At 31.0% G+C, this 12,731-nt stretch carries 12 protein-coding genes and 1 tRNA gene; 9 read left to right on the top strand and 4 right to left on the bottom strand.

Annotation, left to right across the window (positions count from 1 at the left end; translation table 11 throughout):
* The first annotated feature begins 1 nt into the window (after position 1).
* The 9 genes from AC1B00_RS02015 to AC1B00_RS01975 all read left to right on the top strand — a co-directional run bounded on the left by AC1B00_RS02015 (position 2) and on the right by AC1B00_RS01975 (position 7,442).
* A tRNA-Leu gene (locus tag AC1B00_RS02015) sits at positions 2-86 on the top strand.
* Positions 87-112: 26 nt separating this feature from the next.
* Complete coding sequence (locus tag AC1B00_RS02010; RefSeq protein ID WP_214115879.1) at positions 113-478, top strand: chemotaxis response regulator CheY; 366 nt, start codon at positions 113-115, stop codon at positions 476-478.
* Between the two features lie 2 nt (positions 479-480).
* Positions 481-1,308 carry a 50S ribosomal protein L11 methyltransferase gene (locus tag AC1B00_RS02005; protein ID WP_488847867.1) on the top strand — a complete coding sequence of 276 codons (828 nt, stop codon included), beginning with the start codon at positions 481-483 and terminating at the stop codon, positions 1,306-1,308.
* Entirely contained in the window at positions 1,301-3,157 is a 1,857-nt protein-coding gene (ftsH, locus tag AC1B00_RS02000) for an ATP-dependent zinc metalloprotease FtsH (RefSeq protein ID WP_239817930.1), read from the top strand. The genes AC1B00_RS02005 and ftsH overlap by 8 nt, the downstream gene beginning before the upstream one ends.
* The gene (locus tag AC1B00_RS01995; protein WP_488847866.1) at positions 3,154-3,741 is read left to right on the top strand and encodes a phosphatidylserine decarboxylase; all 588 of its coding nucleotides are present in this window, start codon (positions 3,154-3,156) and stop codon (positions 3,739-3,741) included. The genes ftsH and AC1B00_RS01995 overlap by 4 nt, the downstream gene beginning before the upstream one ends.
* 3 nt (positions 3,742-3,744) lie before the next feature.
* Entirely contained in the window at positions 3,745-4,470 is a 726-nt protein-coding gene (gene pssA / locus AC1B00_RS01990) for a CDP-diacylglycerol--serine O-phosphatidyltransferase (protein WP_239817928.1), read from the top strand.
* A gap of 1 nt (position 4,471) precedes the next feature.
* Entirely contained in the window at positions 4,472-5,200 is a 729-nt protein-coding gene (locus AC1B00_RS01985; RefSeq protein ID WP_239817927.1) for an NYN domain-containing protein, read from the top strand.
* Positions 5,201-5,253: 53 nt separating this feature from the next.
* Positions 5,254-6,765 (top strand): 2-isopropylmalate synthase, encoded by a 1,512-nt coding sequence (locus AC1B00_RS01980; RefSeq protein WP_488847865.1) that lies wholly within the window; start codon positions 5,254-5,256, stop codon positions 6,763-6,765.
* Positions 6,765-7,442, top strand: coding sequence for a hypothetical protein (locus AC1B00_RS01975; RefSeq protein WP_488847864.1), 678 nt, complete (start codon positions 6,765-6,767; stop codon positions 7,440-7,442). The genes AC1B00_RS01980 and AC1B00_RS01975 overlap by 1 nt, the downstream gene beginning before the upstream one ends.
* Before the next feature lie 82 nt (positions 7,443-7,524).
* Here the strand turns inward: AC1B00_RS01975 and AC1B00_RS01970 are convergent, their stop codons facing one another.
* From AC1B00_RS01970 to AC1B00_RS01955, 4 genes are read right to left on the bottom strand one after another with little or no spacing between them, the layout of a single operon-like run.
* Positions 7,525-9,360 carry an aryl-sulfate sulfotransferase gene (locus AC1B00_RS01970; protein ID WP_488847862.1) on the bottom strand — a complete coding sequence of 612 codons (1,836 nt, stop codon included), beginning with the start codon at positions 9,358-9,360 and terminating at the stop codon, positions 7,525-7,527.
* A gap of 9 nt (positions 9,361-9,369) precedes the next feature.
* Entirely contained in the window at positions 9,370-11,205 is a 1,836-nt protein-coding gene (locus AC1B00_RS01965) for an aryl-sulfate sulfotransferase (protein ID WP_488847861.1), read from the bottom strand.
* 12 nt (positions 11,206-11,217) lie between these two features.
* Positions 11,218-11,976: a protein-disulfide oxidoreductase DsbI gene (gene dsbI / locus AC1B00_RS01960; protein WP_488847860.1), complete on the bottom strand. Its 759-nt coding sequence runs from the start codon at positions 11,974-11,976 to the stop codon at positions 11,218-11,220.
* Between the two features lie 11 nt (positions 11,977-11,987).
* The gene (locus tag AC1B00_RS01955) at positions 11,988-12,653 is read right to left on the bottom strand and encodes a thiol:disulfide interchange protein DsbA/DsbL (protein ID WP_488847859.1); all 666 of its coding nucleotides are present in this window, start codon (positions 12,651-12,653) and stop codon (positions 11,988-11,990) included.
* Positions 12,654-12,731: the final 78 nt, after the last annotated feature.

Below are 12,731 nucleotides of genomic sequence, written 5' to 3'. Positions count from 1 at the left end.
TGCGTTTATGGTGGAATTGGTAGACACGCTATCTTGAGGGGGTAGTGCCAGCAGGTGTGCGAGTTCAAGTCTCGCTAAACGCACCATCAAATAATATTAAAAGGATTTTAAAGTGAAATTATTAGTGGTAGATGATAGCTCTACAATGAGAAGAATTATTAAAAATACTTTACAAAGATTAGGTCATGAAGATGTTTTAGAAGCAGAACATGGTGTAGAAGCTTGGGGGTTATTATGTGCAAATAGTGATATTGATGTTTTAATAACCGACTGGAATATGCCTGAAATGAATGGTCTTGAGCTTGTTAAAAAAGTAAGAGCAGAAGCAAAATATGCTGATATGCCTATTATCATGGTAACAACCGAAGGTGGTAAAGCAGAAGTTATTACAGCATTAAAAGCTGGGGTTAATAACTACATAGTTAAACCATTTACTCCACAAGTTTTAAAAGAAAAACTAGAAGATGTTTTAGGATAATTATGCAAAAAACTTATCAAGAATTAGTTATTAAGACAAATAATTTAGAGTTTATTAGTGATTTTGTATTTGCATTTGATATTGATGCAGTTGAAGAAAAAAACAATGAATTAATAATAAGAAGTAATAAAAGTCTTGATGATTTAATTTTTGCTTTAGATGAATTACAACAAAGACTTAATGATTGTAATTTAAATATAAACCTTTCTTATTCTCTTAGCGAAAAAGAAAATAAAGATTGGATAGACGAATATAAAAAGAACATAAAACCAATACTAATAGATAATATATATATTCATACTACTTGGCAAGAGCCTAAAGTTGGTTGTATTAATCTAAAAATAGATCCAGCTTTAGCTTTTGGTTCAGGTCATCACGAAAGCACAAATTCATGTGTTGAGTTCTTGCAAAAATACACTAAAGATTGTAAAACAGGGCTTGATGTTGGCTGTGGTAGTGGGATTTTATCTCTTGTTATGGCTCAATATGGTTTAAGCGTTGATGCGTGTGATACTGATGAGCTTGCAGTAATTAGCACAAATAATAATTTTAAACTAAACAATCTTAGCTTAAACGATATATGGCAAGGCTCTTGTGATAAAACTAATAAAAAATATGATTTAGTAGTGGCTAACATAATTGCTGATGTAATACTTATAATAAAAAATGATTTAATAAAAAGACTAAATGAGAACGGAGTTTTAATTCTTTCTGGTATTTTAAATACTTATTCAGAAAGAATTAAAAGTCAATTTTCTTCATTGTGTTTAGTAGATGAGAAATTAAAAGGAGATTGGCTAACTTTAGTGTATAAGGTGAAAAATGAATAATAATGAAAATAAGAATTCTAACAAAAATCCAATAGTAATATTTTTGATTTTTTCACTATTGGTATTCGGTGCGTTTTCTTTATTTTTTGAAGAAGGCGGATTAGCTGATAACAATAATAAAATAAGCTATTCAGACTTTAAGAAAAAAATAGAGTCAGGTGAAATTACAAAAGTTCAAATAGGACAAACTCAAATAAAGGGTAGTGGTAATTTTAATACAAACTATACAGCAAATCTAGTAAGAGATTCAAATCTAACTACATTACTAGATGAAAAAAATGTAAATTATACTTCTTATTCAGAAAATAACTTTTTATCAAATTTATTATTTACTTGGATTATTCCTATCTTTATATTTTTTGCAATATGGGGCTTTATTACAAGCAGAATGCAAAAAAAAATGGGTGGTGGAATACTAGGGATTGGCAATTCTAAAAAATTAGTTAATTCAGAAAAGCCAAAAGTTAAATTTGATGATGTAGCTGGAGTTGAAGAGGCAAAAGAAGAAGTAAAAGAAATAGTAGATTTTCTAAAATATCCAGAAAGATACATTAAATTAGGTGCAAAAATACCAAAAGGCTTATTATTAGTAGGACCTCCAGGAACAGGTAAGACACTTTTAGCAAAAGCAGTAGCTGGTGAAGCTGAAGTTCCATTTTTTAGTGTTTCAGGTTCAAGTTTTATTGAAATGTTTGTTGGTGTTGGTGCTAGTCGTGTAAGGGATTTGTTTGAAAATGCAAAAAAAGAAGCTCCTGCAATTATATTTATAGATGAAATTGATGCTATTGGTAAATCTCGTGCTGCAGGCTCTCACATGGGAGGACACGATGAAAGAGAACAAACTTTAAACCAACTTTTAGCAGAAATGGACGGCTTTGGTTCTGAAAGTCCTGTTATTGTTTTAGCAGCTACAAATAGACCTGAAGTATTAGATGCTGCATTACTTAGACCTGGTCGTTTTGATAGACAAGTATTAGTTGATAAGCCTGATTTCAAAGGAAGATGCGATATTTTAAGCGTTCATATGAAAGATGTTAAAATTGCTAAAGAAGTAAAAGTTGAAGATATTGCAAGACTTACAGCTGGACTTGCAGGAGCTGATTTAGCAAACATAATCAATGAAGCAGCACTTTTAGCAGGTAGAAATAATAAAAAAGAAGTAGAACAAAGCGATTTGACCGAAGCAGTTGAGCGTGCAATCGCTGGACTTGAGAAAAAATCAAGAAGAATTAGCGATAAAGAGAAAAAAATAGTAACCTATCATGAATGCGGACACGCATTAATTGCAGAAACTACAAAAGGTGCTAAAAAAGTTACAAAAGTATCAGTTATTCCTAGAGGTTTAGCTGCACTTGGATATACTTTAAATACTCCTGAAGAAAACAAATTCTTAATGCAAAAGCATGAATTAATAGCTGAAGTTGATGTTCTTTTAGGTGGTCGTGCAGCTGAGCATGTATTTATAAAAGAAATATCAACTGGTGCAAGCAATGACTTAGAGCGTGCAACTGATATTATTAAAGCTATGGTTTCAATGTATGGAATGAGTGATATTGCAGGTCTTATGGTTCTTGAAAAGCAAAGAAATCAATTCTTAGGTGGTGGTCAAACCATAAAAGACTATTCAGATGATATGGCTCAAAAACTAGATGAATATGTTAAAAATTTACTAAACGAAAGATTTAATGCCGTAGTTACTACATTAGAACAATATAGTGGTGCCATTGAAACTATGGTAGAAAGACTTTATGAAAAAGAAGTTATTGAAGGTAGTGAAGTAAGGGATATTATTAAAAACTACGAAGTAGAAAATAACTTAGAAACAAGATTAAGTGAGATTGAAAAATGAATTTAATAGCAGATTGTGGAAAAAGAATAATTTTAGTAGCCTGGATAATTTTTATACTTTTTACTTGGATTTTTTCTTTTTCTTGTTTGCTTTTTGTAATTTTAGTTTTTTTACATTTATTTTATAAAAGAGTAGAAAGAGAAATTACAGACGATGATATTAATAATATAGTAAGTCCTATTGATGCAAAAGTAATAGAAATTAATATAGATGAAGAAAATCAAAAAATAATATTAACTTTAGATAAAACTTACTGCGGTTTATTTCTTAATTCATCAGAAATAAGAAGTGTTATAAAATCAGATAATATTCAAACGCAAGCAATTAATGGATTAAAATATAATGATAATTTTTATTCAAATGCTACTAAAATTACTTTTAACAAAGAAATATCTTGTATTTTTAAACCTGCTAAATACTGCGTAAAATCAATATATAATACAAATAAAGCTCTAAAAGGTCAAAGGATAGGATTTTTCTCAGTAGGCTTAATAGATATTGTTTTGCCATACAATAGCACACTTTTAGTGGGTGTTGGAGATAAAATTTTGGCTAATTCTAATATAGCAAGAATTGGAGAATAAAAAATGGAAAAAAATTCTCATAAACTAGCATATATTTTACCTAATCTATTTACAGCGGCTTCTATTTTTTTAGGAGTTTTAAGTATGCTTGCATCAATTAAAGGTGATTATGATAAAGCTATGATTTTAATTATTGTAAGTTTGATATGTGATGGAATGGATGGTAGAGTTGCAAGACTTACAAATACGGCTTCAAAATTTGGTGTTGAGTTTGATAGCTTGGCTGATATTATAGCTTTTGGTGTAGCACCTGCAATATTATTTTATTTTAATTTAGGTCAAGAATACGGAAGACTTGGCTCACTTGCTATGGCTCTTTTTATTATATTTGGAGCAATTCGCTTAGCAAGATTTAATGTAACCACAGGCACTTATGATCCTAGAGTATTTATAGGACTTCCTATACCAACCGCAGCTGTTGTTTTAGGAGTTTGGGTAGTGTTTTATAAACATCATTGTGATGGTTCTCATTTTATGGGGATTTTCATAATTTTTCTTACATTTTTATTATCATTTTTAATGGTAAGCAATGTTAGATATCCTAGTTTTAAAAAGATTGAATTTAAAAAAGCAAATATATTAAAAGCATTAATTGTTTTAATTTTTGCATGCTCGTTAATATTTTTGTTTCCTTTAGAAATATTTACATTAATTATGAGTGCTTATGTTATCTATGGTTTATCAAGAGCAATTTATAATCTTTACACGAAAAAGATAAAAAAGGAATGAGATGTTAGAAAATAATAGCGTTGCAGTTTTTATTGATGCTGAAAATGTTCCTGCAAAATATGCTAAAGACATTTTTGACTATGCTTCAAATTATGGCAATGTTATTATTAAAAGAATTTATGCTGATTGGAGTAAAGAAAATATCCAAAATTGGCGTGAAAAAATATTTGATTATGGCATTATTGCAATGCAACAATTCTCAACCTCATCAGGCAAAAACTCATCTGATATGTATCTTACAACCGAAGCTTTAAGTATATTTTATGAAAAGCAAATTGATGTTTTTGTAATAGTTTCGGGAGATAGTGATTATACAAGTTTAGTTCAAAAATTAAGAGAAAATAATAAATTAGCAATAGGAATAGGAACAAGTAAATCTATTAAATCTTATGTTAATTCATTTAATGAGTTTTTTTATTTAGATAATGAAAAAGCAAAAATAAATGACAAAGATAAATTAAAATCTATCCCACAAGAACAAAAGCACGAATTAGAACAAATAATTGAAAATCTAATAGATGAAAGAAATAGAGCTGAGTATGCAGTAATTAATTCTTTAATGCAAAAGAAATACTCTGATTTTCAAGCTAAAAACTATGGCTTTAGTAATTTTAAACAATTAATGCAAGAATTTTTAAAACAACATAAAAAATATCAAGAAAAAGTATCTGATGATAGATGCACATATTACCTTGAACTCCTTCGCCCAAGCAAGGGCGATTTAGAATAAATTAAAATATACACACATTAAAACATAACTAAAATTAAACTAAAGGAAAGAAAATGAGCGAAAGAATTATAATATTTGATACAACTTTAAGAGATGGTGAACAAAGCCCAGGTGCTTCAATGAATACAGAAGAAAAAATCCAAATAGCCTTAGCACTTGAGCGTTTAGGCGTTGATGTTATGGAAGTTGGCTTTGCAGCATCTAGCCCAGGTGATTTTGAAGCAATTAATAAAATCGCACAAATTATTAAAAACTCAAGCGTTTGTTCGCTTGCACGCTGCGTTGAGAATGATATTATTCAAGCAGGTAAAGCACTTGAGCCAGCAACTAAAAAACGCATTCATACATTTATTGCAACAAGCCCAATTCATATGGAATATAAGCTTAAAAAAACTCCAGCAGAAGTTTTAGCAACTGCAGTTAAAAATGTTAAATTAGCTAAAAGCTTATGCGAAGATGTTGAGTTTTCTTGTGAAGATGCTTTAAGAAGTGATATAAATTTCTTAAAAGAAATGGCAGATGCAGTCTATGAAGCAGGCGCAAGAACATTTAATATCCCTGATACGGTTGGATATAGATTACCTGATGAAATATATAAGGTATTTAAAGAAATAAGCGATTATACAAAAGGAAGGCTTATAGTATCAGCACACAATCACAATGACTTAGGCTTAGCTACTGCAAACACACTTGCTGCTATTAAAGGTGGCGCTAGACAAATTGAAGTTACGCTAAATGGTTTAGGAGAGCGTGCAGGAAATGCAGCTTTAGAAGAAGTTGTGATGGCTTTAAAAGTTAGAGCTGATGAGTTAGGAGAATTTTACACTACTATAAATCATAAAGAAATCTATCCATCAAGTAGATTATTGTCAAACATAATCGGTGTAAATCCACAACCAAATAAAGCAATCGTAGGTAAAAACGCATTTTCTCACGAAAGTGGTATTCATCAAGACGGAGTATTAAAACACCCTGAAACTTATGAAATTATGAAAGCTAGTGATATTGGCTTAATTCAAGATAATTTAGTTTTAGGAAAACATAGCGGAAGAGCAGCATTTAACGATAAATTAAAAGCTCTAGGCTTTAGTTTAGAAACTGAAGAATTAAATCGTGCATTTGCTGAGTTTAAAGACCTTTGCGATAAGAAAAAAGAAGTGTTTGATGATGATTTAATAGCTATTGTAGCTGCTGATAAAATTAAGATCGAAGAGAAATTTAAACTTATCAATCTTCAAGTAAGCGATTGCTCATCAGCACTTGCAACTGCTGCTGTAACTATGGAATGTGAAGGCGAAACTATCCGTGAAGCTGCTATTGGAGATGGTGTAATTGATGCAGTATTTAAAGTAATTGATAGAGCAAGTAAGGTTAATGGTAGCTTGCTTGATTACAAGGTTGATGCAGTTAGTAAAGGTAAAGATGCCTTAGCTCAAGTAAGTGTTAAGGTTAGTTTTGAAGGTCAGCGTGCTATTATTGGACACGGACTTGATTTAGACACTATGAAAGCTAGTGCTAAAGCATATTTAGGTGCTTTAAATAGCTATATTTCAATGAATAAATAATGCAAGAAATTATAGATTTTTCAAATGAATTTAATAAGTTTGCTAAGGAGAATTCCTTAGCACTTGTTGAATTAGAACAAGCAAATTTCATAGCTGCATCAAAAAATGTATTAAACTTAGAAAATATAGTAAAGAATATTATCTCTTCAACATTTTATAATTTATATAAAGGCGTAGTTTTTTCTGATTTAGATTTATTCATAGATAGAATACAAATATCACAATTTAGCCTAATTGATAAAAAACATATGATGTTATTACTAATCGCAAGTAGAAGTGAAAAATATGCACAAACACTAGCAGGAAATCTAAAAGAAGATGAGAGAAAATTCCTTAATTCTTATCTTAAAAAAACAAAAGAATTTGTAAATTATGTCCTTGATAAAAACAATAAAGATGAAGTAGCTTTATTTTTATACGATTTAAATGCTTTTAGAAAATATGTTAAAAAAGATGAGTTTTTAATGCCGATGAAAATCACTCAAGCATTTAACTGGGTTAAAAAAATAGAAGAAAAAGATGTTTTAAAAGAGTTAGAAAAAACAAATCAAGCATTATTTTTATCAAGAAGAAAGTATTATGATAAATTAGATTTATACAAAGACTTGGTAAAAGATTATAAAAATTACGAAAAACGCTTAAATATTTTAATCAAAGATATTCAAAATAAATTCTAATTTCCTAATTCAAATTCCACAATTTTTCTTAAGAATTTGAATTAGGAATTTGATTTCGTAATTATACGAAATCAAATTATGATTACTTACTCAAAGCCTCGTTTAAATCAAAAGGCCAAGCTTGATAACCGGTAGTATCTTTTAACTGAATTTCAACACTTGGAGTTGTTGAACCATACTTAAACTCCATTAAATAAGGACTTGGAGCAGAAGTAAATGCACCATTTGCTAAATCAAAATTAGCTCCTGCAGTAGCCGAATAAGTAAAAATTGAGTTTTTATCAGCATTGTATTTTGTTAAAGATGTTACAGGACTATACCACTCATGCCCTCTTTGCTTACCATATTCCCAAACTTGCTCTACACTCATTTTTTTCTCATCTATTTTATATACAACAGCACGAGAATACTTTAGCGTAGCAAATGCAGGTTGTTCCATACCACGGCTATCTCCATTATCAAATACCGTAATATAAGTAATGCCTTTTTTACTCATTTCATTGATTATATAAGCTGTATGCTGTGTCCATGTAAAGTCAAATCCGCCTTCATCATTTTCATATCCTGGGCATTTGCTATAATCATCTTCACAAACTATTTTTTTACCTTTATTATCAACAGGTTGTAATAAATACTTTCTAAACTCATCTTTCCAGCCTTTATGAGCGCCTAAAATCCATTTGATTTTTTTATCACGACCAATTTTTACAATAGCATTTTGATGGCGTGATGAAATTATAATGCTATCATCAAATTTATCATAGCTAACACTATTTACATGAGCCCAGTTTCTACCTGCTCCAGTTCCTACAATATCTCCAAATTTATCGCTACTATCAAGCTTAGCTAATTCTTCAGCACTTAAAGTTTGACCTGCTTTATTTGCATCAATATTTAAACAAACTGCACCTTGATCAAGCACTTTTAAAGCTATATCTCTATATGGATCAAGTATTTCGTAAAGTCTAAAATCATCAACCACATTGCCATCTCTATCAATTTCTACAATAACATCTCTTACAGTTCTAACATTTTTACCATCAGGGCGAAGGGTATTTGCACTAGCAACCCTTAAAAAATAATTACCATTAGCAGCTACATCTAATTGATGTGAGTAATCAACATAATTAGCAGGCAAACGACGATTGAAAATCTCTCTTCCCATAATGTCATATTTTGCATATCTTTGACCATAACCCCAAACTAAAGCACCATCAGTATCTTGCTTAAAGCCCATCATAACACCGGCTTTATATTGTTGTTCAAAATCATAAATAGGATTTGCGAACATATACCAGCGAACATCGCCTGCTGTATCTATTATGAAATTTTGTGGATAATAATTCCATTCTAAAGCACCACCGGTAGGATTATTCCAAACTACATTTGAGCCTGCTCCACTTTTTTCTGTAATATTATTTACAAAATAAAGCCTATCTTTAAACTCAGAATCTACCTTAGTAATCTTTGCTTCACTAAATAAAGCTGATTTTTGAAACTTTAGCCCATTAGGCTCTACATAAACAGCACTAGCATACATTTCATATACTTCATTTTCTACTCTTTCGCTTTTGCCGTTTGCTTCTTTTGTATAGCTAACTTTTACAGTATTGTAATAATCAGGATAAAGTCCAAATACAGGAATACCACCATGAGTTAATAAAAACTTATTAGCCACTTTATATTTTAAAGGCACTCCGTTTTTCTTAGGAACAATTTCAACACTAACATCGCTTAATTTATATCCGCCATTTTTAATTACTGCAGTAAGAGGTGCGATTTTATAAGGGTTCATTACAACCTCACCTATTTTGCCTTGTTTTGTATAATCAGTTTTTGCTCCACTAGCACCACCTATTGCATAAGCACTTGTTGAAAGAATTGCAGCAGCTGCAAATAAACTTAAAAATTTTTTCATCTTAAACTCCTATTTTTTAAAAGATTTTTCTACATCAATTGGATATGCACGGTATCCTATCGTTCCACCCATGCCTTTAAATCTTAATTCAAATAAAACCTCTTTGGTATTATAATCAACTTCATCTAAAATAGGCTCTGTTACGCCTGTTTTTGTCATAAGCTTACCAAGACCTGCAGTAGCTGAATACATAAATACAGAATTTGTTTTCGGAAAATACTCAGTAATTGAAGTAACTGGACTATACCAATCAAATCCTCTTTGTTTGCCATATTCCCAAACTTGCTCTACTGTCATTTTTTTCTCATTAATTTTATAAATTACACCGCGAGAATACTTATCAGTTGCAAATGCAGGTTGCTCCATACCTCTTGTATCACCATTATCAAATACGCTTACATAAACTTCATCTTTATTTGACATACTAGGGATTACATAAGCTGTGTGTTGTGTCCAAGTCCAGTCAAATCCACCTTCAGCATTTTCATATCCTGGGCATTTACTATACATATCATCACATTCAATTTTTTTACCCTTATTATCAACTGGTTGAAGTAGATATTTTTTATACTCATCACTCCAGCCTTTGTGAGCACCTAATATCCATTTTACTTTTTTATCACGACCTAGTTTTATAACAGCACTTTGATGGCGAACAGAAATTATGATACTATCATCTCTTTTATCATAATTTGCACTATTTATGTGAGCCCAGTTTCTACCCGCTCCAACTCCTGTTACATCACCCCAAGGAGCGTTTTTATCTTCTAAATCTTCTTTAGAAGCTACTTGTCCAGCTTTATCCAAATCCACATTAAGACATACTGCACCTTGATCAAGCACAAGTAAATTTGTATCTCTGTAAGGATCAAGAATGTCGTATGTTTTCCACTCATCAAGCACATTACCATTTGCATCAACTTCTATGATAACATCACGAACTGTTCTTACATTCTTACCATCTTTTCTTTTTTGATCAGCACTTGCAACTCTTAAAATATAAGTTCCTTTTTCTGTTTCTTCAATATGATGTGAAAAATCTATATATCCTAAAGGCAGTCTTTTGTTAAAGATTTCTCTACCCATTAGGTCATATTTCATATATCTTTGACCCATACCCCAAAGAAGATTTCCATCCTTTGTTTGCATGAAGCCCATCATATTACCTTTTTTGTAGATATTATTTGAATCTCTTATTTCATCAGCTTTTAGATACCACCTTACATCTCCGTTTGTATCAACCATCCAAACATAAGGCTCCAAATCCCATTCCATAGCACCACCTACTGGGTGATTCCACACAGCTTCTCCACTATCTGCTAAAGGTGAGCGGATTAGATGATTTACTAAATATAAGTTATTTGCTAGTTTTTTATCAGCTTTTTTGATTACTTCAGCTTTAGGAACTGGACTATATTGGTCTGTTCCTGTTCCTTTTGTATAAATTGGTGGAGCGTATATTTTATACTCTTCGCTAATTTTTTCACCTTTATCCTTGCCTATACTTCTTGTATAGCTTACTTTAACGGTATTTATACAATCAGGATAAAGACCAAAAACAGGAATTCCACCATGAGTTAAAACATCACTATTACTTGGCTGATAGCTTATTGTAACTCCGTTACCTTCTTTTCCAACAACACTAACGCTAACATCTTTTATATCGTAGCCACCATTTTTAATAATAGCTGTAAGAGGAGCTACTTTATATGGATTCATCATAACAGTTCCAATTTGCCCAACTGATTTATAACTAGCTGGACCGCTTGCACCACCTATTGCAAACAAAGGTGCAGAGAACAAAATAGCACCCAAAACCATACTTCTTAAAATTTTATTTTTCATACCAAATCCTTTTTACATTCCAGCTGCCATAGAAGCAATTTTTGCTGCTTTAATAGCATTACCGCTAAATACTAAAATCAATGTAACAACAACCACTATAATTCCGCCAATTTTTGCACATTTGCAAGGTTTTGTTATAAATCCAACAAACATAGCTAAAAGTGCTGCAAAACAACAAACAAAACATAATAAACAAGCAATTGCCATATTCATAAACTTAAGGCTAGGTATTAAATACCAACCATTTGAATAAAAACCATCTTCAAAATCACCCACCTCAGTTCCTACAAAAAATTGCTGAATCGCACTTAAACTACCATATGCGTCTTCTGGCACAATAGGATTATCAAGCCCACACTCACCAGTAGGTAAAAACCAATTAGGAGCGATTTCATGCAGTGGTAAAGCAAAAGGATAAACTGGAATTTCTCTACAACCCTCAACTCCACCAAAAGCATTCGCACTATGAACTGCTTCGTGAATTTCATTTAATGTAATACAAAAATTAAAACCTATTAAGCACCCATAAAAACCTAAAATATATCCGATAATTCTAGTTATTTGATGTGGATAAGCTGCTGCAAGAATTCCACCTATTGCCATTACTATCATTGCATATCTAATATACACACATTGTTCGCAAGGCTGCATATATAAATAATCTTGAAAGAAATAATGAGCTACACAAGTAAGACCTAATGTAACTACTGCCATTAATATCCATAAAAGCCTACCTTCTTGTAGGCTTGTTAATTTATTAAGAAGCTTCATAACAAAACTCCTTACATGCTAAGTAATTCTTTTATTACCTCAATTAAAGCCTCAGGTGAGCTAATTTTAGAAATATTTACTTCATATTTTCCATTAACTACAAAACCTGGGGTTCCAAAATTTTTTGAAATAGGATCAGCTACATCATAAGAAGCAATTATTTCTTTTCCTTTTGCTGTATTTACGAAATTATCAAGATCAGCTTTGCTAATACCTAAGGCTTTTAAGCCAACATCGTAAAATTTATCAGGACTTGCCCCGTTATCCCATCTTTGATTTTTCTTAAAGTAAGCAGTAAAATATGCTTCACTTACTTTATGATGTAAGCTATTTGCATTTGCAAGTTTTCTTCCTGCTTTTTCATCTTCATTTTGTGCATAAGCTAAAACCTCAGCAGCTTGTTTGCCATAATCACCCATAGTTTTTACTAACAAATATCCTACTTTTACATCAGGAAATGTTGCTTGGATTTTTTCCATAGTTTTTGCTTTATGATGTGAGTAGCAGTGAGTGCATCTATAAGACCAAATTTCATAAACAGAATTTGAAGCGTTAGGAATAGGTGTAGATAATTTTATATATTCATTACCTTCAGTTAGAGCGAATAAATTCCCCCCCCCCCCCATTAACATACTAGCTAATACAAGCGAACTTGAAACTTTTTTTAAGATTTTCATCTTACTCTCCTTAAATTAAAATTATATTTTTATTTTAATTATTTAATTTTAAAATAAACTGAATATTTTTACGAATAA

This window comes from Campylobacter sp. DY7, from assembly GCF_057802535.1.
This window is presented reverse-complemented; position numbering and strand designations above follow the sequence as displayed.

Excerpts from the sequence above, each read along its gene's own strand:
- AC1B00_RS02005 (WP_488847867.1), top strand. The coding sequence starts at position 481 with ATGCAAAAAACTTATCAAGAATTAGTTATTAAGACAAATAATTTAGAG.
- AC1B00_RS01980 (WP_488847865.1), top strand. The coding sequence starts at position 5,254 with ATGAGCGAAAGAATTATAATATTTGATACAACTTTAAGAGATGGTGAA.
- ftsH (WP_239817930.1), top strand. The coding sequence starts at position 1,301 with ATGAATAATAATGAAAATAAGAATTCTAACAAAAATCCAATAGTAATA.
- AC1B00_RS01965 (WP_488847861.1), bottom strand. The coding sequence starts at position 11,205 with ATGAAAAATAAAATTTTAAGAAGTATGGTTTTGGGTGCTATTTTGTTC.
- AC1B00_RS01970 (WP_488847862.1), bottom strand. The coding sequence starts at position 9,360 with ATGAAAAAATTTTTAAGTTTATTTGCAGCTGCTGCAATTCTTTCAACA.
- pssA (WP_239817928.1), top strand. The coding sequence starts at position 3,745 with ATGGAAAAAAATTCTCATAAACTAGCATATATTTTACCTAATCTATTT.
- AC1B00_RS01995 (WP_488847866.1), top strand. The coding sequence starts at position 3,154 with ATGAATTTAATAGCAGATTGTGGAAAAAGAATAATTTTAGTAGCCTGG.
- dsbI (WP_488847860.1), bottom strand. The coding sequence starts at position 11,976 with ATGAAGCTTCTTAATAAATTAACAAGCCTACAAGAAGGTAGGCTTTTA.
- AC1B00_RS01955 (WP_488847859.1), bottom strand. The coding sequence starts at position 12,653 with ATGAAAATCTTAAAAAAAGTTTCAAGTTCGCTTGTATTAGCTAGTATG.
- AC1B00_RS01985 (WP_239817927.1), top strand. The coding sequence starts at position 4,472 with ATGTTAGAAAATAATAGCGTTGCAGTTTTTATTGATGCTGAAAATGTT.
- AC1B00_RS01975 (WP_488847864.1), top strand. The coding sequence starts at position 6,765 with ATGCAAGAAATTATAGATTTTTCAAATGAATTTAATAAGTTTGCTAAG.